This is a genomic window from Cryptosporangium aurantiacum (assembly GCF_900143005.1).
GTDB lineage: Bacteria > Actinomycetota > Actinomycetes > Mycobacteriales > Cryptosporangiaceae > Cryptosporangium > Cryptosporangium aurantiacum.
Genome location: NZ_FRCS01000003.1, coordinates 234388 through 259639 on the forward strand (window position 1 = coordinate 234388; position 25252 = coordinate 259639).

The window sequence follows — 25252 nt, forward strand, 5'->3', positions numbered from 1 at the left end:
TTACCAGCCGGCCAGCTGCGCCGACTTCGCCCCTTGTTCCAGGGCCTTCTGAGCGAGCTCACCGACCTCGGCCGGAGTGTTCTGGCCACTGAGGAGACCGGTCATCAGCGTCGGGAACTGGGCGCCGAAGCCGACCAGGCTCGCGTTGACGGCCAGCGCCTTGTCGCCGTCGTACGCGGTGGCGAAGTCCTTCTCGATGCCCACCGGCTCCGCGGCCTTCGCGCCGGACAGTGCCGGGAACCGTTTGGTCTCGGTCAGGTACTCCTGGTAGCCGTCGGTGGTGATCCACTGGATGAACGCCAGGGCCGTGCTCTGGCGATCGGCGTCACCGGTCTTCGGGACGTACCAGGTGCCGTTGAAGGACGGCGACCACGCGGACGTCGTCGTGGTCGCCGACGGCGACGCCCAGCCGATCGCGTCGCTCGCCTTGGCGGTGTCCCCGCCGTACACCTCGGTCAGCGACGGGAGCGAGCTGGTGTTCTGCGGCAGGATCGCCGCCTTGCCGTCCGCCAGGATCTGGAACGACGGTTCCGACTTCGCGGTCGTGGCGTCCCTGTTGAAGCAGCCCATCCCCTGGAGCTTCTTGTACTCGGTGAGCGCCGCGACGAACGGGCCCTCGGGGTCGTCGAGGGTCGCTTTCTTGGCAAGGAGATCCTGAGAGTAGTTTTCGCCCTTCTCGGTGCCGGCGAGGTACATCAGGATCTGGATCTGCGTCGGCCACTGCGAGCCGCCGGCCTCGTAGATCGGCGTCACGCCCGGGGCCTTCCGCTTCACGGTGGTGCAGATCTTCTCGAGGTCCGCGAAGGTCTTGGGAGCGGTCAGCCCGGCGTCGGCCAAGACTGTTCTGTTGTAGTACATGCCGAACATGCCGGGTCCGACGGTGAGCGCGGCATAGATCTTGCCGTTCAGCGAGCCGGCGCTCTCGTAGATCTCGCCCGAGCGCTCGACATAGGGCATGTCCGACATCTCGACGAGGTTCTTCGCCGGGTTGAGTGCCCAGAACAGCGAGGTGGCGTGGTATTCGAGCAGGTCCGGACGGTCGCCGCTGGCCCATTTGGTCTGGACCTGGTTTTCCAGGCCGTCCGCGGGGATCTCGACGAGGCTCAGCTTGACGCCGAACTTCTTCTCGAACCTCTTGTACGCGTTGCGCACGTACGGTTGATCGGCCGTGCTCGTCCAGACGGTGAGCTCTTTGGCCTTGACCGTGGCCGTGCCGTCGGCAGCCACCCCGCTGTCGTTCGCGGAGTCGTTGTTCGCCGAGCAGGCCGCAAGGGCAAGGCCGACGGCGGTCGCCACAGCGACCGCGCGTGCGAACCGTTTCATCGTCTCTCCTTGGGTCTTCACTGACCCCGCGCATGGATTGGGGGGCTCCGCAAACAGCGCGCAAGCGTTTGCGTGGCCGGGAACGTAACAACCGCGAGCCAGAGCACCCGCAGTGGTTGCCACTAGTTGCCGCCTGCCGACTCCGACCATTCGAACGCCCGGATTCCTGTGGCAAGCTGCGCGTAATCGGTTGCGTCCGGCGACCGCGAGACGGGAGCTGACGATGACCTCGGGCGAGCCGGCCACCATGGAAGACCTCGCCCGGATGGCCGGGGTTTCGGTGGCGACGGTCTCCCGCGCGCTCAGCGGAAAGCCCGGGGTATCCGCCTCGACTCGGTCGGCCATCGCGCGGCTCGCGCGGGAACACCGCTTCACCAGCAACCAGTCCGCCCGCGCCCTGTCGACCGGTCAGACCGGCCGGGTCACGGTGACGCTGCCGCGCATCGAAGCCGAGTACTTCGCCCGCATCCTGGCCGGCGCAGCACAGGTCATTCACGATGCCGGTTTGAGCCTGGTCTTGGAGACGACACAACACGAACGCGACCGGCAGAGTGACGCCATACAGGGGTTCGTCACCTCGGGCGTCGACGGCGCGCTCATTCTGCTCCCGGCCGAGTCGAACCAGGAGATCTCCGCCCTCTACGACAGCGGCTTCAAATTCGTCATCATCGACCCCATCGACCAGGTGACAGCACCCATGCCCTGGGTCACCTCGACGCACGCGATGGGCGCGCGCCACGCCGTCGAACATCTCCTGGGCCTAGGGCACCGCCGCATCGCGATGATCACCGGCGAGCCGCACTTCTTCAGCACCAAGGAGCGCCTGCACGGCGCACGCGAGGCACTGGAACGCGCCGGAGTGGGTCTCGACCCCGACCTCGTGCGGGTGAGCGGTTACACCGAATCAGCCGCGGCCTACGACGTCGCCGTGGACCTGTTGCGCCATCCGGACCCACCCACCGCGATCTTCGCGTTCAACGACCGACTCGCGTTCACCACGCTTCAGGCGGCGCACGCCCTGAAAATCCCAGTTCCCGACGCGCTGTCGATCGTCGGTTTCGACGACATGGAAGCCGCCAAGCTGATCTCGCCGGGGCTCACTACCGTTCGTCAGCCGCTCGCCGCGATGGGGTCGACCGCGGCGACGATGCTCATCCAACTCCTCAACGGGCAGACTCCCCTCGGCATGCACATCCAACTGGCGACCGAGCTGGTCGTGCGCCGATCAACTGGCACGCCTGGCTGAGTCAGGCGTCGTTCGGTCCGTGGGGTCCGCGGGGTCGCGCCGTTCTCAGGACATGGCGATGACGACCTTGCCGGACTTCGCGCGGCCGTCCTCGGCATAGTCCAGGGCGTCCAGGGTCTGGTCGAAGGGGAACACGCGGTCGACGACCGGACGAATCTTTCCGGCGTCGACGAGGGCGGTGATCTCGCGGAGCTGTGCGCCGCTCGCCTTCATGAAGAGGAAGGAGTACGTCGCGCCGCGGCGTTTGGCGTGGCGGCGTGTGGTCAGGCTCATCGCGTTCATGATCTGGCGGAGGACGAGGCCCGCGCCGAGGTCGCGGGCGAAGTCGGCGTCGGGCGGGCCGACGATGCTGATGGCCTTACCGTCCGGCTTGAGGACGTGGAGGGACTTCTCCAGGTTGTCGCCGCCGAGGGTGTCCAGGACGACGTCGTAGCCGGTGAGTTCCTGTTCGAAATCCTGGGTTCGGTAGTCGATGACGACGTCGGCGCCGAGCTCCTTGACGAGGGTGGCATTGGTGGCGCTCGCGGTGGTGGCGACGTAGGCGCCCAGATGCTTGGCGAGCTGGACGGCGATGCTGCCGACGCCGCCGGAGCCGGAGTGGACCAGGACCTTCTGGCCGGGCTCGACCCGGGCCTTCTCGACCAGGGCCTGCCAGGCGGTGAGGGCGACCAGGGGGAGGGAGGCTGCCTCGACCATGGAGAGGGAGGCGGGCTTGGGTGCCAGGTCATCCTGGTGGACGGCGATCTGTTCGGCGAAGGTGCCGATGCGATCTTTGTCGGGGCGGGAGTAGACCTCGTCACCGACGGCGAAGCGCGTAACCGAGGCCCCGGTGGCGATCACGGTGCCGGCAAAATCGTTGCCCAAGGTGAGGGGAAGACGGTACGGGAGGATCCTTTTGAAGGCGCCGTCGCGGATCTTGAAGTCGAGCGGGTTGACGCTCGCGGCGTGGATGTGGACTACGACGTCGGCGGGGCCCGGCTGCGGGGTGGGGGTCTCTGCGGCGTGCACCACGGACCGGTCACCGTACCGCTCGATCAGGTAGCTCTTCATGGTCCTTCTGCTCCTACGGGCAAGGGGCCTGGGGCGTCTCAGGCCATGCTCGGCGCGGTGGACAGGGCCTGCTTGGCCTGGTGGGTCAGCGCGTCGGCAAGGATCTCGGGCAGGCCGGACTCGATGCCGGACAGGGCTTGGGCGGCGACCTCGGCAGGATCGGACTTCATCTCGGCCGGAACGGCTTCGGCCATGTCGGTGTCCATGTAGCCGACGTACAGGCCGGAGACGGTGATCCCGTGCGGAGCGAGTTCCTCGCGGGTGGCGTCGGTCAGGGCCCAGGCGGCGGCCTTGGAGGCTGAGTAAGAGCCGGCGGCGGCCGGGTGGGCCCAGGACAGGACGGAGAGGATGTTGAGGACGGCACCGCCGCCGTTGTTGGCGATCACGGGGGCGAAAGCCCTGGTCGTGGCCAGCGGGCCGTAGAAGTTGGTTTCCATCTCACGGCGGATGGCGTCGGTTGCGCCCGCGACCAGTGTGGCGCCGGTGAAGATGCCCGCGTTGTTGATCAGGAGCGTCGCGTCGGAGGCGATGCGGGCGGCGGCGTGTATCGAGTTCTCGTCGGTGACGTCGAGAAGGAGGGGGACGACCCCCGGAAGATCGATCGTCTCGAGTCGGCGGGCAGCCGCGTAGACCTTGGCGCCGCGCTCGGTGAGTTGAGCGGCGAGGTGGCGGCCGAGGCCCCGGTTGCCTCCGGTGATCACTGCGGTGGCGTGGCTGAGGTCCATGTTCTGCTCCCTTGCGAGATTAGATGTCGTTCGAAATCTAACTGAAGCCTAGGATAGATTTGATCTGACATCCATAGGGAGGTGGCCGATGGGTCGCGTGTCACAGGCTCAGGCGCAGGAGAACCGCCGCCGGGTGGTGGAGACGGCCTCCCGGCTCTTCCGGGAGCAGGGGACGCACGTCAGCGTGGCCGACCTCATGAAGGCGGCCGGGCTGACCCACGGCGGCTTCTACAAGCAGTTCGCTTCGAAGGACGCGCTGGTCGACGAGGCCACCGCGCTCGCGTTGAAAGAGCTCGCCCGGCACCACGGTGAGGAACTGCGGCGGCACGATGGGGAGCGGGCCGCGGCGCAGCGGGAACTGATCAACACGTATCTCTCGCCTGCCCACCGGGACGGCCGGGCGGACGGATGCCCGGTCGCGGCGCTGGTCACCGACATCGCGCGGGAGCCGGAGGGGCGCGAGGTCCGCCGGGTCTACGCACAGGGGGTCCGGGACTTCGCCGGACACCTCGCCACCAGCGACGGGGAGGACGGCCTCACTCGGCTGTGCACCATGGTGGGCGCGCTCGTTCTGGCGCGCGCGACCAGCGGTGACCCGCTCTCCCAGGAAATCCTCGACGCGGCCCGTGCGGCGCTGGGGGTCACCGCTGAACCGGGCCGTGCGGAAACGGAGGCCGGCTCAGGGGGCGCCGAGGTCCGGGACACGGGCCTACCCTGACCCGCGCCGGCGCCCTCCGTCGTCCTCGGTGCGGGTGACCCGCCTGGCGCGCTCGGGTGCCCGAGCGCGCCAGCCGACCGTCGATCGGCGTCAGCCGCCGAGCTTCGCCACCTCACTGTCGACGTTGATCTTGCCGCTGCCGATGTCCTTGATGAACGTCTCCAGGGCGGTGTTCTGCGCCGGGGTGCCGCCACAGAGCTTCACGGTCGGGACGGGGTCCTTGCCGAGGTGCCACTCACGGGCGACGCCCATCTTCAACTGGCCGTCGGCGAAGTCCTGCAGGGCCGCTGCGAAGTACTCACCCGGGTCGAAGATCGAGGAGACCTGGAACTTCGGGCTGGTCGAGGCGCACCGGTCGGTGCCCGGCGTCGAGAGGATGAGGTTCTTGGTGTTGCCGAACTTCGCCACCTCGTCGGTCGCACCACCCAGGTACGGGTAGAGCGCCTTGACGCCCTGGTTCACCTGGGCCTGCGCGGCTTCCTTCGCCTTACCGGAGTCGTTGAAGTCACCGGTGTAGGTGGTGACCAGCGTCGCGGTCGGGATGACCGTGCGAATACCTGCCTTGAACGCCTTGGCGGCCTGGACGGAGAAGTCGGCCTCCGGGCCGGTCACATACCCGGCCTTGGTGTAGCCCTTCTCCTTCATCAGCAGACCGTTGGCGTATCCGGTGGCGAAGATGACCTCGTTGATGAAGTCCCGGGAGATCGTGATCTTCGGTGTCTGCTCGAGATCTTGCTGCGCGGGGACGTACCAGGCCGTCTTTCCGCAGACCGACTCCTCGGACGCCCCCAGCGCGTCCTTCAGCTCGCTGGCCCCGAGCGCGACCATGTCGACCTTCTGGCGGCACAGGTTGCGGGCCTGGTTCAGCGCGTCGGCCTGGTTGACCGAGCCGACCTTGATGAGCTGCCAGCCCTCCTTGTCGGTGAACGCCTGCGCCTTGGCGACGAAGCTCTCGTAGTAGCCGTTGTCGTTGAGGTCACCGGGGCTGAGTACACCGATGATGACCTCGCCGTCCCCGTTGATGTCCGGGCCTGCGGCGCCGGCTCCGACCGACGACGTGGCGGCGGTCTCGGCGGTGTCGCTGGGATTGGTGCAGGCCGCGAGCGGCACGACGAGGCAGGCCGCAACGGTAGCCGTCCGGAGAAAAAAGCGTCTCAAGTACTGCTCCTAGGGATGAGAGGGGAGCGAGGACGTCTCATGGCGCGTCGAGGGTCTGCAACACACTCGAGAGAAGCGGGAGCGTCCGCGGCAGTCGGGGTCGACGGAGCTGGTGTTCGCGCCGCCGTCCGGGCTGATCGACCCGAGGCGGCGCTCCGCTGCGAGTGCCAGCGTCAACTCGGCATATTCCAGTCGCGTTACTCTCACGTCAAGAGACGATGTCGCGCAATGCGGAACACGGAACGGGCATTACTTCTTATAACGCAGGCGAACGTCACGCATTGCAGGACGGCGTCCCGAATCTGTTGACACGCTGTCGGTTCGGTGCCTACTGTCGCCGCCACGGGAGTAGGCAACAGACTCCCCATCCGCGGCGTCCACGGCGTCAACTGTGGCGGCGCAATCCCCGTTGCATGCCGGTTCGGCGTGCAGCCGCCCGGCGCAAAACCGAGCGAGCGGAGCGGATGATGCGGGCGGTTCGTCACCACGTCCATGGCGGTCCCGAAACCCTTGTTGTCGACGACATTCCGGTGCCCGAGCCGGGTCCTGGCGAGGCATTGATTCGCGTCGGGGCCTGCTCGCTGAATCACCTCGACGTGTTGCAGCGGCGTGGGCCGGCCCTGATCCCGGGCTTTGCACTTCCGCATACGGCGGGCATGGACGTCGCAGGCGTCGTCGAGGCGTTGGGCGAACCCACCGGAGCACACACGATCACGCCCGGCACGCGCGTCGTCGTGAATCCGGCCGTGCCCTGCGACAGCTGCGAGACCTGCCGTTCGGGCCACGACGGTCACTGCCCGGCCGCCGCCGTCATCGGCGGAACCATTCCCGGTGGGTACGCCGAGTACGTCGTCGCGCCGGTCGCGAACCTGCATCCGGTGCCGAACGGCCGCGATCTCGTGGAAGCGGCCGTGTTGCCGACGATCTGGATGACCGCGCACCACGCGTTACACGTGACGGGCCGCGCCGCTGCGGGAGAGACAGTCCTCATCCACGCCGGGGCCAGCGGGGTCAGTACCGCGGCGATCCAGCTCGCGTGCGCCGTCGGCCTCCGCGTCATCTCCACAGTGGGACGACCGGAGAAGGCGGACTACGTCCGCAAGCTCGGTGCCGACGTCGTCATCGATACGTCCACCGAGGATGTCGTGGCAGCGGTGCGGGAGGCGACCGGCGGGCGTGGCGTCGAGCTCGTGCTCGACCACGTCGGTCCGGCGACCTGGGCCGCCGGCGTCTTCAGCCTCGCGCCGCGCGGTCGGCTCGTGTTCTTCGGCAACACGACGGGTCACATCGTGGAGACCGACATCGTGTACGCGTACCACTTCGGTCTGCAGCTGCTGGGCTCCGACCCGTACGACCGCGCAGAGTTCGCGCCCGTGCTCGACCTGTACTGGAACAGCAATTTTTCGACGCCGATCGACAGCGAGTTCGCGCTGACCGACGCCAGGGCCGCGCAGGAGCATCTGGAATCGCGCCGCGCCACCGGCAAGGTCGTGCTGCGCCCATGACCGCGCGCTCACGCGAGGTCCGGCCAGCGGAGCCGGGACCCGCACCGGTGTGGGATGTGATCAACGGCTTCGCGGCCTACTGGGCCCTCTCCGCCGCGATCGACCTCGACATCTTCGAACAGCTCGCGGACGGACCGGCGACCAGCGCCGAACTGGCGGATGCCACCGGCGTTTCTGACGCGGCCGACCTCACGCTGCTCGCCCAGCTGCTCACGGCGAAAGGATTGCTCGACACCGACGGCGAGCGGTGGAGTAACTCCGCGGCGTCGGCGCGCTTTCTCGTGCCGTCGTCGGCGGCGTCGATGGTCGAGCTGGTTCGACACTCGCCCGGGCCGAAGCAGGGCTGGCCCGCTCTGGCCTCCACGCTCCGGGATGGCCGCCCGGCGGCGCCGATCACCGATGCCCTCGACGCGCTCTACCCGGCGCTCGTCGCGGCGACCGCCGCCACCCAGGCCGCGGTCGCCCGCGGGGTGGCGCTGGAGTTGCGCAGCCGCGGCCTCTGGGACGGCACGGGCCTGATCGTCGACCTCGGTTGCGGTTCGGGCGCCTGGCTCCAGTCCTTACTCGCCGCAGGCGCCGGCGCTGACCCGGCCACGGGCGCCGGCGCTGACCCGGCCACGGGCGCCGACGCGAGGGTCGGCGCGGCCGCGGATGCGGGCGCCGTCGCGAGCGCGATCGGCGTCGACCTGCCGCTCGTGCTACCTGCCGCGCAGGAACGGCTGGCCGGTCACGACGTCACGCTGGTCGCGGGCGACTACCTCGAGGCCGACCTCCCGTCACGCCGCGCGGCAATCGTGGTCCTGGCCCACGTGTTGCGCGCCGAATCCGCCCCACGGGCCGAGGCGCTCCTCGGCCGCGCCCTGGACCTCCTCGCCGAGGACGGCGTGCTGCTGGTCGCCGACTACTTCCGCCCGCCGGACGGCGCGTCGACGGACACGTACGCGGCCGCCGTACACGACCTCACGCTCGCACTGACCATGCGCGCCTCGACGGTCGGCCGCGGCATCACCGAGCCGACCCTCGCCGCCTGGTGCGCCACCCGCGGGGCCCACACCGTCGCCGTCGTGGAGCCCGTGCCGCGCCAGCGCGTGCACCTCATCACGTCTTCCGGAGGTACCCATGGAACTCTGTGACACGCTCATCGTCGGCACGACCGTCGTCAGCATGAACGACGAGCGGCAGGTGATCACCGACGCCGCGGTAGCGATCAAAGACGGCCTGATCGCGGCCGTCGGCAAGACGGCCGAGGTGCAGGCCGCGTGGCGAACTGAAAACGCTGCCGACGTCATCGACGGACGCCGCTTCGTCGTGACGCCAGGCCTGATCAACACCCACGTGCACGCCACCGGCGAGCCGCTGACCCGGGGATTCGTCCCCGACGACACCCCGTTCATCGAGAACGTCTTCGAGTGGCTCACGCCGATCCACACCTACTACACCGAGGAGGACGAGCACATCTCGGCGCAGCTCGCCGCGCTCGAGATGCTCAAGTCGGGCACGACGACGTTCCTCGAAGCGGGCACCGTGCGCTTCATCGACCCGGTCGTGGAAGCCCTCGGCGAGATCGGGATCCGGGCTCGTGTCGGCCCGTGGGCCTGGGACCTCGTCCAGGACTACGACGTCCTGACGATGGACACCGACACGGCGATCGCCACGCTCGAAGACTCGATGAACCGCCATGCATCGAGTTACGACGGACGCGTTCAGGCCTGGCCGATCATCATCGGGCACACCTGCTGCAGCGACGAGCTGTGGAAAGCCGCGAAGGCACTCTCGGTGCAGCACGGCACCGGGCTGAGCTTCCACATGTCGCCCGCGGCCATGGACCCCGAAGGCTTCCTGGCGAAGTTCGGCCAGCGACCGATGGTGCACCTGAACGAGCTCGGCGTTCTCGGCGAGAACGTCATCCTGACCCACGCCGTGCACGTCGACGACGAGGAGATCGCGCTGCTGGCCAGTACCGGCACGAGCGTCTCGCACTGTCCGACGACCGCGCTGAAGGTCTCGTACGGCGTGACGCAGATCGGCAAGTTTCCGGAGATGGCGGCCGCAGGCGTCAACGTCGCGATCGGCACCGATGGCAACAACGCCTCGAACTACCACGACCTGATGCGCGCCACGTACCTGGTTGCGGGCCTGTTCAAAGACGCACGACGCGACGCCACGATGTTTCCCGCCGAGACGGCCTTCGCGATGGCGACGCGCAACGGCGCACGCGGCCTGCAGGAAGCGGACCGGCTCGGCTCGATCGAGGTCGGCAAGCAGGCCGACCTCGTGCTGCACGACACCGACCGCCCCGAGTGGCGGCCGCTGCACAACGTCGCGAACCAGCTGGTGTGGTCCGCCGACGGCCGCGGTGTGCACACGGTCTTCGTCGGCGGGCGCCGCGTCGTCGAGAACTACCGCTGCACGACGCTCGACGAGTTCGACCTGCTGGAGCGCGCGCAGCGCGCAGGCGACGGGATCCGTCGCCGTTCCGGACTCCCCGACCGGGCCAAGTGGCCCACCGTCTGAAAGGAACCACCATCATGGCTGAACTGACCGAACCGCGCTGGACCCACGTCGCCCTGCCCGTCACCGACCTGGAGCGCTCGATCGAGTTCTACACCACGGTGACGCCGCTGGTGCTCGTCACGCGCAACGTCGACGACAACGGGCAGGGCGCCTGGCTGTCCAACAAGAACCAGGTCGACTCGCCGTTCGTGCTCGTCCTGGCGGAGTTCAAGCCGGAGATCGGCAAGAACTTCGGCATCGAGCCCGGCCGGAAGGCGACGACGCTCGCCCCGTTCGCGCACCTCGGCATCGAGCTGCCCAACCGGGAGGACGTGGACGCAGTCGCGGAGAAGGCGCGCGCGGTCGGCGCACTGGAGTGGGAGCCGAGGGACATGGCAGCGCACATCGGGTACATCTGCGCGGTCAAGGATCCGGACGGCAACACGGTGGAGTTCTCGCACAACCAGAAGGTGTTCTCGACGATCACCGAGCTCTGGGGCTGACCGATCCCTCGTGCCCGGCGCCCTGCCCTGGGGCGCCGGGCGCGGCGAGCTGGAGACCCCGACCGTACGCCCAGCACCCGGCCTCCACCGCCCCGCCCAACAGCGAGTTGACCCGCGCGACCTCGACAGCGAGCGCCCCCCGCGGCCTCGGTCCTGACGACCGCCGCGCTGCCGGCCCGCCGATAGAGCCCCTACGTGGTGGCGGGTGAGGCGTTGAACTGGAAGCGGGACACGGCCGGGCGCCCCCCGCAGCTCGCGACCGGGCCCAGCAGGGAAGACAGCACAATCGCCGTGCGCATCCAGCGACGGGCAGTCGTGGTGGCGATTAGAGCCGGCCGGGCGCGGCGCAGCGGACGGCTCGCGCCGTAGGTCAGCGCACCGATGAGGAGGCCGACCCCGACGGTCAAGGTCAGCGTGGCGGCGTCCCGCCACGGATGGACGAAGGCGCCGATCGCCCAGCTGGAGCTGTCTTTTAGTGCCAGTACCATTCCTGCGCCTCGTAGCCGTAGTCGGTGGGAGTACGGCAGGTCTCCACAATCGCGGACGAGGTGTAGTAGTACGTCAGACACTGACGCGACAGCTCATTCACGAGCTGATTCGCATCCCGGGCTCGAATCGGTGTCCACTTCTGCTTATCCGGCAGAGGGCTGACGCACAGTTCCGCGAATACGAAGCTGTCGACGCCGTTCGGAGCGGAGAGGCACCACAGGCCGCTGTCGTCCCAGCGATTGTTGACGACCCGGTAGGTGTTTCCTCCGACCCCCTCGAATCGCCATCGCGCATTGCTGTAGGTGCACGGCGGCGCGACCATCACCTGCGTCGTTGCCTGGTTCCCGTTGAAGTACTGCTCGAGACAAGCCCTACTGGCCTGGTACGAATGAATGGCCAGGGCCGGCGCCGCGGTCGCCGGCGACGCCACCGCCAGCACGCAGGCTGTCGAGGCCAGAATGGCGGCCACGATCGCCGCCCCTACTCTGTACGCCACGTTTCTGCTGGTGCGCATTGCACTCCCTACTAAAGGGTGGGGGCGAATCGGATCAGGCAGCATGGAATCCGACCGCACTGCTCTTCCGACCGAGAGTCTCGGGCGAGCGCGCGACCTTGTCGTTAGCACGGCGCGCACAGTCCTACGCGCGCAGCGCAGGTTGACAGATCCGCCACTCTGGAATCACGTCGGGGGAAGCGGGGAGCGATGCTCACTGTGTTCGACAGCGCCACGATCGACGCACCAGACCGCCTGGAAGCCTTCACGGACATCGTCGCCGCCTCGTTGATACCAACGACGGTCGACAGCCCGGCCCCCGAGGCCTTCTCGGCCCGCCTCGGCGCCCTCCCGCTAGGACCGCTCGGAGACGCGCAGGTCACGGCCCTGGCCTACACCTCGCTGTCGGCACGGCGATCGCCCAGGGAAATCCGCACGCTCGACCCGGAGTGCCAGAACGCTTCCCCTACCTGTTCACCAGGTAGCCGACCTCTGCGCCATCGCACTGCCCGGAAGCCACGGCGTCGGCCGCCTCCTCGCCGGATTTCTCGCCTCCCTGGCCGACGCCCACACCCACCTCACCCAACGCGACGCAGTCCGCCTCCAGAACATCGCCGTGGACCTGACCACCGCCCTGCTCGCCCACCACCTGGAGCGAGAGAACCCGCCGCTACGCTCCCCCACGCACACCCTCTACCTGGCCATCACTGCCTTCATCGAGGAGAACCTGCACCTCCCGGGTCTCGATCCCGCCACGATCGCCGCCGCCCACGGAATCTCTCTGCGCTACCTGCACCGCATCTTCCAGCAGCACCACCACGTCAGCGTCGGCACCCACATCCGCACCCGCCGCCTGGACCGGGCCCGCCGCGAGCTTGCCGACCGCCGCCTCGACCACCTCACCATCGCCACCATCGCCCGCCGCTGGGGCTTCCCCCGCCCCGCCGACTTCAGCCGCGCCTTCCAGCAGCACATCGGCATCCCACCCCGCGACTACCGCAACAAGACCTGACCCGATCAGTCGTTCCGGGGATCTGGCCGGAGTGCGGTGCGCACTCCCAGCCAGATTCGGCACTGTGGTCTGTGCCGGGACACGCCGAGGACGTGAACGTTCAGCGGTCAGTGAGCGGCGGTCGGGTGATCCAACAGGATGCACTGGAAGACGCGGAGGCCGTCGACGCCCGGGAGATGACGGCACTGGCGCCGACGAGCGCGTCCCGGCGATCCGACCTCGCGGCGATCGCGACCTGCTCAAGCACGCCGGTGAGCTCCGTGATGCCCCAGGCGTTCGCGTTGTCCGTCCACTGTGGTATCTGGTGGCGTGGTAGTGGGCGTTGTCGGGGTGCTCTTCCCGCACTTGAGCGGGGTTCTGGTAGAGCGGATCGAGGCGGCCGGAGCGGGAGTGCGCATCGAGAGCGGTCAGGAGGACGAGCGGCCCGCGCTCGTGTCACCGGGCTCTCCCGATGATTCCCGCACGACGAGCTCGGGCCGGCACACCACATGCCGGTGCTTGTGGCCGGGCTTGAGTTCCTCGAGGAGCATGCGCGCTGCGAGCTGCCCCATCTCGTATGTGGGTTCGCGAACAGAGGTCAGCGGCACTCCGAGCGACGCGCTGAACTCGATGTCATCGTGACCGATGATCGCGACGTCCGCAGGTACGCGGAGTCCGAGACGTTGGGTAGCCCGGAATGCTCCCAGGGCGACCAGATCGTTGACGCACACGACGGCGCTGGGGGCATGTCGATGGAGGGCACCGCTACCTCGACGAAGTCGTCTTCGCTGACACCGCCGGCGAGCAGATTCCGCCGGCGCTGGTGGGATTTCGCTCGCCCCTCGGCGTACAACATCAGCGATCTATTCCAGTGTCACCACACCCCACCCATCGAGCATTTGCGCTCGGACGCGTTGAACCGTTCGGTGCGGCGGAAATCGCTCTCGCTCACCGCCTGCAGCACCTCGGCGATGGGCTGCCTGAGGGAGCCCGCGATCTAGGTCTGACGGCCCGCCAGCTCGCGGACAGTGAACGCACATGTCGGCCGCATCTTCACCCTGCTCGGCATCCACGACAGGGTGTCGGCGGTGCTCGGAGCTGAGCGGGCCGGGATGCTGAACCCATGACATCTGGCATTCCTGAAGCGGAACGTTCCTCCACCGCGCGCCTCAGGGCCGGCCGTTAGGTACTTTTGCCACTTCAACGGCAACGGACTCTCATTTGCTCACACCAGTCCGGGCCCTCGACCTGGGGCACCGACCCCAACGACGTCGAAGGCATCCGCGCCAGGAGACAGGAGCTCCCGGCCCAGGGGCGGTCGCGGCGGCAGTGCATCGAGGAGCGATTTGCCCTCCGGACGGAACAGGCTCGCCAGGCCCCCTCACCCGGGCCGGGCGGACGTCAGGCGGTGACCGGGGGCTCTTTCCGTCGGGACGCTCATCGGCCATGCTCGCACCGTGCTCAACGCCGACCTGTCCGACTCCCCGTCCTGGTCCCACCACTTCGAGGGACCCGCAGGAGCACCACCGGACCCCTCGGTGTGGACCCACGAGGTCGGCGCCGGTGGCTGGGGATGCGCACAACATCAGGAGTACACGGCCACCACCGACAACGCCTGCCTCAGCGGCGGCGACGGAGGACTCCGCGTCACCGCCCGCGCCCACGACACCTCGCAGCCGGGGAGCCGCGTCACCTCTGCGCGGCTGGTCACCCGGCATCGCTTCACCGTCCGCCACGGACGCATCGCAGCCCGGCTGCGGATGCCGACCGGTGCCGGATTGTGGTCGGCGTTCTGGATGCTCGGCGAGAACATCGACACGGTCGGCTGGCCCGCCTGCGGCGAGATCGACGTCGTGGAGCACGTCAGCAGCGATCCGACCGCAGCCCACGGCACACTGCACGGACCGGGCTACAGCGGGCTGAGCGGCGGCATCGGACACCGCCATGACCACGGCACCGACTTGGCCGAAGACTTCCACACTTACAGCGTGGACTGGACGCCGGGCTCCGTCACGTGGATGCTCGACGGCACCGCTTACAACACGCTGTCGGCGGCCGACGTTCCGGGGCCGTGGCCGTTCGAGCAGCCGTTCTACCTGCTGCTCAATCTGGCGGTGGGCGGAGCATGGCCCGGCCTGGAGACCGACGCACCCACCCTGCCCGCCGTTCTGCAGGCCCGATGGATCCGCGTCTGGAACCTCTCGGACCACTGATCACGGCGAGCGCCTCCGCGTGCCACCCGCACCGGTACGACGCGCGCAGCAGGAAGCCGGGCGACCGGGTGAGCCGTGCCCCGTTTGAGGACGTCGACGTCCCCGCGTCGACCCCCGCGAACCCAGATACCCCCGGCACGAAACCGCCTGTATCGGGCGATCTACTGGCGATATGTAACAGGTGCTTGACACATGTGACGGCGAATGGTCAGGTTCCTTGTGTCGCACACTTGATACAACTGGAGCCTTCGTGGATGGGTCGCTGGGGGTGGCGTTCCTGTACGGCTTAGCGATCTTCGGCGGCCTGGGCGCGCTCGTGAGTTGGCGATCGTCGCGGCGTCCCGTGGCCGTCGTGGACGACCTCCCCTGGTCGATCGTCTGGCCTACGGCCTTGCACCGATGGACGGGTATCACCATCGGCGCAGTCGTCGGCATCGTGATCGCACGATCAGGGGAACTCGCCACTGGACTTTTGATGGCCGCACCGCTGTTCGGCCTCTGCACAGTCGTCGGCGTGATCACCGGAGAACTGACGATCCGGCCACCCCGGGGACCGGCGCGCACGGCCACCCTTGAAGTCCGGCGTATCCGCGACTACCTGCCACGCTCCCTCAGTCGCGCGGTTGCCGTCACCGGAATCCTGCTCCTGGCCCTGTTCGCCTTCACCACGGCGGCAGGCCGCCCCGACGGCCTGGGACACGCGGGGCGGGCACTCAGCCGGCAGTGCGGCTCCGACGGGCCCGAGTTCCGTGTCCCTTGGCCGGGGCTGTTCTACACCGGGCGGCTCGCGGTCGCCGTGGCGGTCGGACTGTTGCTGGCCTACGTTGCCCTGTGCACCATCGTCCGACGTCCCCGTCCCGATCGGAGCACCGACGCGTCGGTCGACGACGCTCTACGTGAGCGCGCGGCCCGCACCGTCACCGGCGCGGTCGGAATCCTCCTCGCCGTCCCGCTTGCCGGCGTCAGCCTCACTGCGGCAAATTCCCTGCTCCTCTTTTCCTGCGGGCCGAAATGGTGGGACGACCTGGGCTTCGGGTTGCTCATGCTGGTACCGGTATCTCTCACCTTCGCGGGCTGGTGCGCGGCACCGGTGCTCGCGCCGCTGACCCGAGCGAACCCGCGGGGACGGGCGCAGTGACCGATCGACCCGCGTTGACGGTGATGACCGACGACCCCACGCCGCCCTACGAGCAGCTGCGCCGCCAGCTGGCCGAGCTCATCCGGTACGGCGTACTCGCTCCCGGCGATCGCCTCCCGCCCCTACGCCAACTGGCGGCCGACCTCGGACTGGCCGTCGGCACGGTCGCTCGTGCGTACCGCGAGCTCGAGACGGTTGGAATGGTGGTCTCGCGACGAGGCGGCGGAACTCGCGTGGCCGCGACGGCGCATCGCGAGGCGGACGCCACCAAGGCGCTGCGTGACCGCGCCGGAGCGTTCGTGCGGGACGCGCGCCTGCTCGGCGCGGACGACGATCAGATCCAATCCGTGATCGCCAGAGCCCTGGGCCGGTGAGTCGGTCACCGTGGTTTCTGTCTGGCATCCGCTCTGATGGGTGGGTCCGTGGCCCACGCGGCACCCGAGCCGGACTCGGATGCCCCGGCGACGACAGTCAGCTGGTGGGGCAGTTCAGCCCTTCCTCCGCCCCGGGCGGCAGCTTTCCGGCGACCACCTGGTCGGTCACCATCCAGAAGAGCGCCGGATAGTCACCCTCGTCCGCCATGTCCAGCAGGAACTTCCAGTCGTGGCTGCCGCGCAACGCGTCAGCGGCGCGCGTCACCGCAGCGTGATCGCCGGCCTCCTTCGCACGTTTCCACTCGGCGATCCATCCGCAGCCGACCATCCTCGCCACTGCCGCGCCGAAGTGATAAGGCTGGTTGGTGCCAACGTTCTGGAGCTCGGCGCGGTCGAAGCCCGGCGGGAGCGGCACGCCGGCGAGTACCTCGGTAGCGCGTTCGTCGATCTTGTCCGGCGTCACCATCTCCGGCGGGAGCGCCGCCAGCCACGTCTCGACGTCGACGCTCTTCACGAGCGAGAGCACCCTCGTGACCTCGGCGCGCGTCATGCCGTCCACGCGCATGTCGACGAACGAGGCACCGCGTGGCCGGAACATGACCCCCCAGCTTTTATCGCCGAAAGAGAACAGCTCACCGGTCCGGCCGTCCATCGTCACCTTCTCCGGCTTCTGCTGGCGCATCCAGGTGTCGTCGAAGCGACGTGCGTGGTAATCCCGCGCCGCGCGCCAGTTGATCTCCAGGTGGCGCTGGCCATTGGCCCACCGGATCGAGCCGCTCTCGTCGGCGAACCCGGTGAGGTAATCCACTTTCCATCCTGGCTCGTCGATCAACAGCCGCGGATTCTGCTCGGCTGCCTTCAGCGCCAGCGCGGTGTAGGTGACGGCAGTGGTCTGGCTGGCCACCGGGTGGCCTCGGGAGGGATCGGGGTCTGACGCCGAGAGGGCGAAGACACCCACCAGGGCCGCCGCCGCGACGCTTGCACCCGCCAGCGGCCAGGCCAGGCGACGACCGCGACGCGGCGCCGGCTCAACGGTCTCACTGAGAATGCGGGCGCGGAGCCGGGTCCGGACCTCCGGGGTGAAGGCACGCTCGGGCGGCAGGTAGGTGGGCTGCTGCGTCATGTCCTGTCCTTTCCGGCACGTGCGGGCACCGTTTCGATCTGGGGACCGAGCATTCGGGCGAGGCGGCTGGTGGCGCGGCTCACCCGTGATCGGACGCTGGGCTCGGCGATGCCCAGGACCGCCGCCGCGTCGGCGTAGGAGACGCCCGACCAGACGCAGAGCACGAGGGCCTCCCGCTCGGAGGGGGGAAGCTGCCTCGTCGCGTCGAGCACCACCGCCATCCGACGCTCGTCGTCGAGCTTCTCCGCGACGGCATCGGCGTGATCGGGACTGTCGAGAGGTGGGCCGGCGCGGGCGATCAGCGCCCTTCGACGACGTAACGAGCGGTGTTCGTCGTGGACGCGGTGAGTCGCCACCGTCAGCAGCCACGGCAACGCGGAGTCCCGGACCAGCGTGAGATCGGCGCGACGGCGCCAGGCCGCCAGGAAGACCGCCGAAGTCGCGTCCTCGGCCTGCGACCAATTCCCGGTCAGCCGGAAGCAGTGGTTGTAGACGGCCTGGCCATGCCGGTCGAAAAGCTCACCGAAGGCGTCTCGATCGCCAGCGGCCGCGTCGGACCAGAGCTGGCGGTCGCTAAGCGGATCGGAACTCGTCATGGTTACCTGTCGCCAGCACCGACCATCGCGTTGCGTCCGGCCAGCATCTCAGTGCGACAACGAAAAGTCGGCGAGAGAGCCCTCGCCTGGTCCACGGACGCCCGGCGACGGCCCGATCCCCGCATGCATCGGCGGGCCTCACAAGAGCTGCGCGCACTGCCTGGCTTCGGCCTCGCCTGGCGCCGTCACGTCGTGGCCGGAACCAACTCACGCTCTGGGAGGCAGCACGACCACGCCCGCCGTCGCGCCCGAGGGCGCACGCCGCGCGTCCACGATCTCCGCCACGCGCATGCATCCTGGCTGCTAGCCGGCGGAGCGGATCTGCAGGTGGTCAAGGAACGACTCGGTCACGGGAGCATTGCGACCACGGAGAAATACCTCCACACGCTGCCTGGCGCCCACGATGCTGCGCTCGAAGCCTTAACGGCGATACGCGGGACCCGCGATGCGGAGAATCCGGTAGTCGCCAAGAACGAGACCACGGAGGGGAACGAGTCGGTCGAGGTGACTGAGCTCCGGAAGCTCGTAGCCACCCTGTCTGCGGGTCTGGCGGAGCTGTTGGGCGAGCAAGGCGTAGTTGGCGACCGCCATCGCCGTATAGGCCAGCGCACCCAGTGCCGCGACGCCGTAGCCGAATGAGGGGCCCACGCCCAGTCCTGCGTAGGTGTACAGGCCGCCAGCGTCCGGTGCGAGGCGGCCCGCCGCCGACCAGACCGCCACCGACAGCAGTACCACCGCGCCGCGCAGCACGTACAACAATGGGAGCCCGACCAGGCCGTGATGCCAATGGTGATGGCCGCTCCGCCGGAGAACAGGCCGATCGGGGCCGGCGCGGAGATCACGAGGACCACTAGTGCGCCAAAGATGAGTATCGGGCGCCGAGACGTAGGGGACGGGAAGGTCGTTTGCGACACTGCAGCGAACTCCTCGGATCGTGACGTCGAAGATCCGGTCATCTCGGCGGGCACAACCGTGACGGCTGCCACGCGTCGAAACAGGCGTGGGTCAGGCTCTGCCCGGCCGACATCGCGCGGCCGGGCATTGTGCACAGCTGATGGCGCGGCCGCGGGTGGGTCAGCCGGCCAGGATGGTCTGCCGAGCCGGTGGCGCGGGTATGGTGTCGACTCCCAAGCGGGGCATGACCTCGCTGGTGAACAGCCGGAACGAGCGGCGGAAGACGTCGGGATCGTCGAGCGCACCGAAGATGAACCGTGCGTGGACGTGCGGGAGCCCGGCGGCCCGGTAGGTGGCTAGTTCCGCGGCAACGGTCTCAGGGCTGCCGACGATCGCCGTGCGGTGGAGGTAGGCGCTCTGGCTTTCGGGTACTCCCATCGCGGGCGCGAACGGGCCGGGGTCGGAGCGGTAGATCTTGCGGAGCGGCCAGCCGTCCTGGGCGGGGTCAGGGCGGATCCACGGGGCCATGACCATCGGGCCGGTGAAGAGTCGCTCGGCGACGTCCCACGCATCGTCATCGGTCTCGCCGACGAGGATCAGTTTGGTGTGGATGAACCAGCGCAGATTCTCGTCGATCAGCTCGGCCGGATGGCCACCTTCCTCCATGCTCGCGCGGTAGAGCGCGGCGAGGCGTCCCGCGCCCTCGGGGTCGAACGGCCCGAGGTGGACCTTCCGTCCTCGACGTCCCGCCTCGGCGATCTTCGCGGGGGTGTTGGTGCCGATCGCGTAGAGCGGGTGCGGGTCCCGGTACGAGGTCGGCATCATGCGCCCCTCCATGACGCCGTGCTCGTCGTCGGTGGCGAACTCCAACGGTGCGTCTCCGGCTCGGTGTGCCCACGCCCGCAGCATCACGTCGAGCTTCTGGTCGAACAGCCGGGAGCGCTGCGCAGGGGTGAGGTCGTGCTTGTGCCACGTTTTGCCTTCGCGGGGCCGCCCGCCGGACATTCCGAGGATGAAGCGACCTTGGGTCAGCTGGTCGAGGAGGTTCGCACGTTCTACCAGGAACAGCGGGTGGTGCAGGATCAGTGGCACCACGCTGGTGCCCAGGTAGGCGTGCTCGAGGCGGCCGGCCAGGAAGGCGGCCATGGTCAGGCCGTCGGCGTAGGGCTCGTAGTTGTTGAAGTGTTGCTCGCCGACGTAGACCGCCGTGAATCCGGCCGCGTCGGCCTCCAGCGCCTGCTCGATGCCCAGCTCGATGGCGAGCCGGTCTTCGTGCGGACCGCGTACTCCGGGGCCGAGGAAGAGAGAGAAATGCATGGACGCTCCTAGTGCGGTTATCGGCTGGGTAACGGCGTGTGGGTGCCGAAGGCCCGCGAGTGGTAAGTGAGTGGGCGGCCCGGACGTGTCTCGGCGTCGAGCACCGTGCCCAGCGCAACGAAGTGGTCGCCTCCGGGAACGAGCTGTTCCAGGTCGCAGGCCAACCAGCCCGGAGCACCTCCGAGACGAGGCAAACCGTGGGCCAGGGTCCACGGGACGCCGTCGAACTTGTCGGCGCCTTTCCGGGCGAAGGCCGACGCGAGGCCATGCTGTTCGCGGCCAAGGATGTTCACACCGAACCGTCGGGTGGTCCGCACCACGGCGAGCAGGTTCGAGCCACGGTCCAGGGATACGAGGACCATCGGTGGTGCCATCGACAGCGAAGCGAAGGCGCTGACGGTGGTGCCGTGCGGACGTACGCCGTCCATCGCGGTGATCACCGATACCGGCGTGCACACTTCCGCCATCACGTCGCGGAACGCGGTCGACAGGTGGTCGTTCATCGGAGCGGCTCTCCTCAGTGGAACAGGTGCGCCAGCGTCGCGGTCTTTGCCGCCTCGCCCAGGTGCTCCGGCCGGACCCGTTCCGGTGCTGGCGCCGGAAGCTGCTCGGCATTGACCAGCGGCAGCACCTTCTCCGCGAACAGCCTGAACCCGCGCCACGCTTCGGCGGCGTCGAAGTCCCCGTAGACGAAGCGGGCGTTGATGCCTTCGATGCCGGCGTCGGCGTACTCGAGCATCTGGCGGGCGACGGTCTCCGGGCTGCCGACGAACGCGGATGCCTGGATCCACTCGGGTGCGGTGAAGGAGTCGTTCGCGATGTCGACGGGGCCTTCGACGGTGGCGTCCCAGAGCTCCTTCATCGAGCGGGTGTCCTTTAGCCGCCGTCGGGTGGCGACCGCATACGTGAAGTTCATGAAGCCCCGAAGCTGGCGTTCCGCGAGCTCCCACGCCCGCTCGTCGGTCTCGGCGACCACGATCGCCTTGGTCACGCTGGAAAGCGCGAGGCATTCCCGGCGCACATCCTCGGAATGGCCTACAGCGTCCAGCGCCTCGCGGTAGATCGCCATTTTGCGGGCGGACTCGATGAGGTTGTAGCGGCCCAGCGCCACCGGCCAACCCCGGGCGCCAGCGTGGGCGATGGTTGCGTCGGTGTTGGTGGCGAAGCCGATGACCGGATGGTTCCGGCGATAGCCGACCGGCATAATCCGCAGGCCGAGGACGCCCTCCTCCAGGTCGGTTCGCCAGGCCAGGGGCGGGTCGCCGGGTTCCTTCGCCCACGCCTGGAGGGCGACGTCGATCCGCTGAAGCGCGACCTCCTTGCCGTATGAGGCCGGCACCCCCCATTGGGAGGCTATGAATGGCAGGTGACCGGTGGAGAGGCCGATGAAGCACTTACCGTGGGTCAGCAGATCGATGAGGTTGGCGTGCTCGGCCAGCGAGATCGGGTTGTGGTAGGCGAGGTTTACTACCGTCGTGCCGAACCAGGCGCGCTCCAGATGGCGCGCCAGCATCGCGCCCATCATGAACGGCGAGCTGTAGGGCTCGTAGTTGGTGAAATGCTGCTCGCCGACGTTGACCAGCGCGAACCCCGCCCGGTCAGCGGCGATCGCCATGTCGTAGCAGAAGTCGATCAGCGGCAGGTCGTCTGCCGGGCCACGGCCCGTGGGACCGAGGAAGCAGCCTACGTACATCAGGACACCTTCTTTCCGACGAGATCCGCGCCGCGAGCCAGTACCGCGTCCACTTCGTCCGGCGCGAGGAGCTCACGCATCGCGGTGACGACCCGGGTCGCGCTGCCCCACGGGGTGTCCGATCCGAAGACCAGCCGATCGACGGCGTCGGCCTGCCGGGCAGCGAGGGTCAGCACCGGGTCGATCGACGAGGTGTCGAACCACAGGCTGTCGAGAGCCGCGAGCACCGCGGGGGCGTCGAACTGACTGCCGTGGGCGGCTCCGCGCTCGAGGCTCTCGGCGAGCTTCGCCCGGGCGACCAGGAGATTTCCTCCCATGCCGCACACCAGTACGCGGATTCGCGGGAATCGTGTCAGAGCGCCGGTGAGCGCGAGCCGGGTGACTGCGATCGCCTGCTCAGCGGGCGATCCGAAGACGGGCCCGAGCAACATCGGGTACTCCAACACGCCCACACCCAGGCTGTTCGCCACACCGGGATGGAGATAGACGACGGCCGACCGGGCGTCCATCTCGGCCCAGAAGGGGTCGAACCGTGGGTCGTCGAGCGGAACGCCGTCGGCCGAGCAACCCAGACCGATTCCGGCGAAGCCCAGATCGTCCAGGCAGCGGATCGCCTCCTCGACCGCAGCGTCCGGATGCGGGAGCGGTACCGCGCCGAAGGCCCGGAAACGATCCGCGTGCGCGGCGACCGTTCGGGCGTACAGGTCGTTGGCGAACCGCGCGCCATCGATGGCGGCCCGGGCATCGGACCAGTAGGGCTGGACCGCTCCCAGACCGAGGATCTGCTGGTCGACGCCGGCCCGATCGAGGTCGGCGAGACGTCGCGACTGGTCCTCGGAATGCCGGAGCGGATACGGCCGTCCGGACAACGCCGTGAAACGTTCACCCAGCACCGCCGGTAAGTGATGGGCGTGCACATCGAGAGCTACCACGTCGGCCTCCTCGCCGTCTGAACGGAACAAGACTGGACTGGTCTGGTTTGAAAAACAAGACTGGACGGGTTTGGTTTTTGTCTGCCACGATGCGCTGACCACCGACCCACCCGCCCGTTCCCGAGGAGTCCCGCCATGGCCGACACGCTCCGGGAGCCGCAGCAGGACCGAAGCCGCGACAAGCTGGAACGCATCTACGACGCGAGCGTCGAGTTGCTTCTCGAAGGTGGCTGGGGCGCCGTCACGGTCGGCGACGTGGAGCGTCGGTCCGGCGTCAGCCGCGGAGCGTTCTACCTGCGCTTTCCGAGCCGGGAGGCGCTACTGGACTACGCCCACGACCGCCTGCTCGAAACGGTCAAAATCCACCAGGAGCAGGCGTTCGAACGCGCCCGGGCGGCGAAGTCGCCGACCGTCGACGCTGCGGTGTTTGCCGCTGTGAGCGCCGTGGCCGAGGTCTTCCAGCAGCACGGTCGCGCTCTGATGCGGCTGGATCGCGGCGAGGAAGGCGGCGCCGGCGAGGACGCACTCAACCAGCTCAGCCGGCAGTTCCGCTCGGTGCTCGAACCGGTAACCGGAGCTGCTCCCGAGCACCAGACGCATCTGGAGTTCGCGATGCAACTGGTCTTCTCGGCACTCGTCCTGAAAATCCAGCCCCGAGTCACCTTCAGCCAGCACACCGCAATCGACTGGGACTCGTTCGTCCGCGAGCTCTCCGAGGCGGTCACCGCTTATCTCGAGGCGCGTCTCCCCCTCGCCGACTGACGGCCGACGGAGCACCGGCGCTCGCCTTTCACGGTCAGGAGTCAACGATGACCACAGATCAACCTCTTCTCAGAGACGTCCCGCAGGCTCCACCCACCGCAGAGCCTTCCCGCGGATTCGTCGCCCTCTTCGCCTTGGCAAGCCTCGGGCTCTGGATCGCCACTCTCACGCCGGTGATCGTCTCGGTGCCCCTGAAGGTCGCGCAGATCGACCCGAACGAGAACACGCAGGGAACGACCCTGTCCGTCGTCCTCGGCATCGGCGCCGTGTTCGGAATCCTCGCGAACCCCGTCTTCGGACGCATCTCCGACCGCACCACCTGGCCCCTGGGTCGACGACGCCCATGGCTGGTCATCGGCGCCTTGCTGTCGGTCCTCGGCGCCGTCGTACTCGGGCTCTCCTCCAACGTCGCCGTGGCCACCGTCGGATGGTCGATCAACCAGATCGGCGTCAACGCCACCATGGCGGTCCTGCTCGCCCTGCTGCCCGATCAGGTTCCCCCCGAGCGGCGGGGCCGCATCTCCGGTCTCCTCGGGCTGACCCAGGCCGTCGCCGCCGTACTCGGCGTGGCTCTCGTCGGCGGCCTGTCACAGGTCTCCTTGACCCTCGCGATCATCGTTCCCACCGCCATCGCGCTGGTCTGCGTCTCGATCGCGGCCGTCCTGCTGTCCGACCGGCCCGCGACCCGCACCGAACGGCCATCGTTCAACCTGCGTGAGTTCGCCGGAAGCTTCTGGGTGAACCCGCGCCGGTTCCCGGACTTCGGCTGGGCCTGGATCAGCCGATTCGCGATGTTCATGGGAATCTCGTTCGCCCTCAACTACCAGATCTTTTACCTCACCTCGCACCTCGGACTGACCGAGAAACAGGCGACCGGCCTCGTGCCGGCGGCGATCGGAATTCAAACCCTCATGGTCGTCCTGGTCAGCCTCACGCTCGGGCCGCTCTCCGACCGGCTGCGTCGCCGCAAGGTGTTCGTCCTCGTCTCCGCCGTTATCGCCGGCGTAGGCCTGGGCGTCGTCGCCCTGGCCCCCGCAGACCGCACGTCGGTCCCACTGTTCCTACTGGGCATGGCCCTCGTCGGCCTCGGCCAGGGCACCTATTTCGCCGTCGACCTCGCGCTGGTCGCCGACGTACTGCCCAACAAAGACGAAGACGCCGCCAAGGACCTCGGTGTCCTGGGCATGGCCAACCTCATCCCACAGTCCATCGCGCCCGCGGTGGCGCCCCTCTTCCTCGCCGTCCCGCTGTTCACCGACAACGGAGGCTCCGGACAGAACTATGTCGCGCTCTACCTGGCCGGCGCGCTGTTCGCCGTCGCCGCAGGCGTCACAATTCTCCGGGTCGAAGGCGTGCGTTGATCGTCGCCCCCGGGGTCGAGACCTCTGTCGTCCGCGACGCCCTGTCCGTCGCAGGACTGGGCTGGCTCAGCCCCGACGGCGAGTCCGTCCGCGCACACATTGAACACGTCCGCTAGACAGGTCCCCACGGGTCGACGGTCGCCTCTCCGGTCTCG

At 68.5% G+C, this 25252-nt stretch carries 25 protein-coding genes and 1 pseudogene; 13 read left to right on the forward strand and 13 right to left on the reverse strand.

Annotation, left to right across the window (positions count from 1 at the left end; all coding sequences use genetic code 11):
• Nucleotides 1–1323, reverse strand: coding sequence for an ABC transporter substrate-binding protein (locus BUB75_RS11925; protein WP_073255869.1), 1323 nt, complete (start codon nucleotides 1321–1323; stop codon nucleotides 1–3).
• A 223-nt stretch (nucleotides 1324–1546) separates the two neighbouring features.
• On the opposite strand from BUB75_RS11925, the gene BUB75_RS11930 reads away from it, so the two are divergent.
• Nucleotides 1547–2569, forward strand: coding sequence for a LacI family DNA-binding transcriptional regulator (locus BUB75_RS11930; protein ID WP_073257126.1), 1023 nt, complete (start codon nucleotides 1547–1549; stop codon nucleotides 2567–2569).
• Between the two features lie 45 nt (nucleotides 2570–2614).
• Here the strand turns inward: BUB75_RS11930 and BUB75_RS11935 are convergent, their stop codons facing one another.
• On the reverse strand, nucleotides 2615–3619 hold the full coding sequence (locus BUB75_RS11935; protein WP_073255872.1) for an NADP-dependent oxidoreductase: 1005 nt from the start codon (nucleotides 3617–3619) through the stop codon (nucleotides 2615–2617).
• A gap of 38 nt (nucleotides 3620–3657) precedes the next feature.
• Complete coding sequence (locus BUB75_RS11940; RefSeq protein ID WP_073255875.1) at nucleotides 3658–4344, reverse strand: SDR family oxidoreductase; 687 nt, start codon at nucleotides 4342–4344, stop codon at nucleotides 3658–3660.
• Between the two features lie 88 nt (nucleotides 4345–4432).
• Between BUB75_RS11940 and BUB75_RS11945 the strand changes: the two genes are divergently transcribed.
• Nucleotides 4433–5062, forward strand: a complete 630-nt coding sequence (locus BUB75_RS11945) for a TetR/AcrR family transcriptional regulator (protein ID WP_084740891.1) — start codon at nucleotides 4433–4435, stop codon at nucleotides 5060–5062.
• Nucleotides 5063–5152: 90 nt separating this feature from the next.
• Here the strand turns inward: BUB75_RS11945 and BUB75_RS11950 are convergent, their stop codons facing one another.
• Nucleotides 5153–6220, reverse strand: coding sequence for a BMP family ABC transporter substrate-binding protein (locus BUB75_RS11950; protein WP_073255878.1), 1068 nt, complete (start codon nucleotides 6218–6220; stop codon nucleotides 5153–5155).
• 218 nt (nucleotides 6221–6438) lie between these two features.
• Between BUB75_RS11950 and BUB75_RS11955 the strand changes: the two genes are divergently transcribed.
• The 4 genes from BUB75_RS11955 to BUB75_RS11970 are packed head-to-tail and all read left to right on the forward strand — an operon-like array spanning nucleotide 6439 to nucleotide 10721.
• Nucleotides 6439–7725: a zinc-binding dehydrogenase gene (locus BUB75_RS11955; protein ID WP_218617450.1), complete on the forward strand. Its 1287-nt coding sequence runs from the start codon at nucleotides 6439–6441 to the stop codon at nucleotides 7723–7725.
• Complete coding sequence (locus BUB75_RS11960) at nucleotides 7722–8858, forward strand: class I SAM-dependent methyltransferase (RefSeq protein WP_084740894.1); 1137 nt, start codon at nucleotides 7722–7724, stop codon at nucleotides 8856–8858. Before BUB75_RS11955 ends, BUB75_RS11960 begins: the two co-directional genes overlap by 4 nt.
• Complete coding sequence (locus tag BUB75_RS11965) at nucleotides 8845–10239, forward strand: amidohydrolase family protein (RefSeq protein WP_073255884.1); 1395 nt, start codon at nucleotides 8845–8847, stop codon at nucleotides 10237–10239. The genes BUB75_RS11960 and BUB75_RS11965 overlap by 14 nt, the downstream gene beginning before the upstream one ends.
• A gap of 14 nt (nucleotides 10240–10253) precedes the next feature.
• Entirely contained in the window at nucleotides 10254–10721 is a 468-nt protein-coding gene (locus BUB75_RS11970; protein WP_073257132.1) for a VOC family protein, read from the forward strand.
• A gap of 191 nt (nucleotides 10722–10912) precedes the next feature.
• On the opposite strand, the gene BUB75_RS11975 is transcribed toward BUB75_RS11970, so the two are convergent.
• Nucleotides 10913–11209 carry a hypothetical protein gene (locus tag BUB75_RS11975; RefSeq protein WP_073255887.1) on the reverse strand — a complete coding sequence of 99 codons (297 nt, stop codon included), beginning with the start codon at nucleotides 11207–11209 and terminating at the stop codon, nucleotides 10913–10915.
• Entirely contained in the window at nucleotides 11194–11679 is a 486-nt protein-coding gene (locus BUB75_RS11980) for an RICIN domain-containing protein (protein WP_143175158.1), read from the reverse strand. The genes BUB75_RS11975 and BUB75_RS11980 overlap by 16 nt, the downstream gene beginning before the upstream one ends.
• A 640-nt stretch (nucleotides 11680–12319) precedes the next feature.
• Here BUB75_RS11980 and BUB75_RS11985 point away from each other — a divergent pair.
• Nucleotides 12320–12715, forward strand: coding sequence for a helix-turn-helix transcriptional regulator (locus BUB75_RS11985; protein ID WP_073255892.1), 396 nt, complete (start codon nucleotides 12320–12322; stop codon nucleotides 12713–12715).
• 407 nt (nucleotides 12716–13122) lie between these two features.
• Here the strand turns inward: BUB75_RS11985 and BUB75_RS11990 are convergent, their stop codons facing one another.
• Nucleotides 13123–13557 carry a substrate-binding domain-containing protein gene (locus BUB75_RS11990; protein WP_084740898.1) on the reverse strand — a complete coding sequence of 145 codons (435 nt, stop codon included), beginning with the start codon at nucleotides 13555–13557 and terminating at the stop codon, nucleotides 13123–13125.
• A gap of 594 nt (nucleotides 13558–14151) precedes the next feature.
• Between BUB75_RS11990 and BUB75_RS12000 the strand changes: the two genes are divergently transcribed.
• The 3 genes from BUB75_RS12000 (at nucleotide 14152) to BUB75_RS12010 (ending at nucleotide 16419) form a co-directional block, all read left to right on the forward strand.
• Entirely contained in the window at nucleotides 14152–14907 is a 756-nt protein-coding gene (locus tag BUB75_RS12000; RefSeq protein WP_218617451.1) for a glycoside hydrolase family 16 protein, read from the forward strand.
• Between the two features lie 250 nt (nucleotides 14908–15157).
• A complete protein-coding gene (locus BUB75_RS12005; RefSeq protein ID WP_143175159.1) occupies nucleotides 15158–16045 on the forward strand; it encodes a hypothetical protein in 888 nt (295 codons plus the stop codon).
• A 23-nt stretch (nucleotides 16046–16068) separates the two neighbouring features.
• Nucleotides 16069–16419, forward strand: a complete 351-nt coding sequence (locus BUB75_RS12010) for a GntR family transcriptional regulator (RefSeq protein ID WP_073257138.1) — start codon at nucleotides 16069–16071, stop codon at nucleotides 16417–16419.
• Nucleotides 16420–16516: 97 nt separating this feature from the next.
• On the opposite strand, the gene BUB75_RS12015 is transcribed toward BUB75_RS12010, so the two are convergent.
• A complete protein-coding gene (locus tag BUB75_RS12015) occupies nucleotides 16517–17542 on the reverse strand; it encodes a hypothetical protein (protein WP_073255904.1) in 1026 nt (341 codons plus the stop codon).
• Complete coding sequence (locus BUB75_RS12020) at nucleotides 17539–18138, reverse strand: RNA polymerase sigma factor (protein ID WP_073255907.1); 600 nt, start codon at nucleotides 18136–18138, stop codon at nucleotides 17539–17541. The genes BUB75_RS12015 and BUB75_RS12020 overlap by 4 nt, the downstream gene beginning before the upstream one ends.
• A 255-nt stretch (nucleotides 18139–18393) precedes the next feature.
• Between BUB75_RS12020 and BUB75_RS48800 the strand changes: the two are divergent.
• Nucleotides 18394–18777, forward strand: a pseudogene (locus tag BUB75_RS48800) (tyrosine-type recombinase/integrase); the annotation flags it as partial.
• 435 nt (nucleotides 18778–19212) lie between these two features.
• Here BUB75_RS48800 and BUB75_RS12030 read toward each other — a convergent pair.
• The 4 genes from BUB75_RS12030 to BUB75_RS12045 are packed head-to-tail and all read right to left on the reverse strand — an operon-like array spanning nucleotide 19213 to nucleotide 23076.
• Nucleotides 19213–20349, reverse strand: a complete 1137-nt coding sequence (locus BUB75_RS12030; RefSeq protein WP_073255910.1) for an LLM class flavin-dependent oxidoreductase — start codon at nucleotides 20347–20349, stop codon at nucleotides 19213–19215.
• A 17-nt stretch (nucleotides 20350–20366) separates the two neighbouring features.
• Entirely contained in the window at nucleotides 20367–20852 is a 486-nt protein-coding gene (locus BUB75_RS12035) for a flavin reductase family protein (RefSeq protein WP_073255913.1), read from the reverse strand.
• A 14-nt stretch (nucleotides 20853–20866) separates the two neighbouring features.
• Nucleotides 20867–22042 carry an LLM class flavin-dependent oxidoreductase gene (locus BUB75_RS12040; RefSeq protein WP_073255916.1) on the reverse strand — a complete coding sequence of 392 codons (1176 nt, stop codon included), beginning with the start codon at nucleotides 22040–22042 and terminating at the stop codon, nucleotides 20867–20869.
• On the reverse strand, nucleotides 22042–23076 hold the full coding sequence (locus tag BUB75_RS12045) for an amidohydrolase family protein (RefSeq protein ID WP_178379842.1): 1035 nt from the start codon (nucleotides 23074–23076) through the stop codon (nucleotides 22042–22044). The genes BUB75_RS12040 and BUB75_RS12045 overlap by 1 nt, the downstream gene beginning before the upstream one ends.
• 33 nt (nucleotides 23077–23109) lie before the next feature.
• On the opposite strand from BUB75_RS12045, the gene BUB75_RS12050 reads away from it, so the two are divergent.
• The gene (locus BUB75_RS12050) at nucleotides 23110–23736 is read left to right on the forward strand and encodes a TetR/AcrR family transcriptional regulator (protein ID WP_073255922.1); all 627 of its coding nucleotides are present in this window, start codon (nucleotides 23110–23112) and stop codon (nucleotides 23734–23736) included.
• Nucleotides 23737–23783: 47 nt separating this feature from the next.
• Entirely contained in the window at nucleotides 23784–25097 is a 1314-nt protein-coding gene (locus tag BUB75_RS12055) for an MFS transporter (protein ID WP_073255925.1), read from the forward strand.
• Nucleotides 25098–25252: the final 155 nt, after the last annotated feature.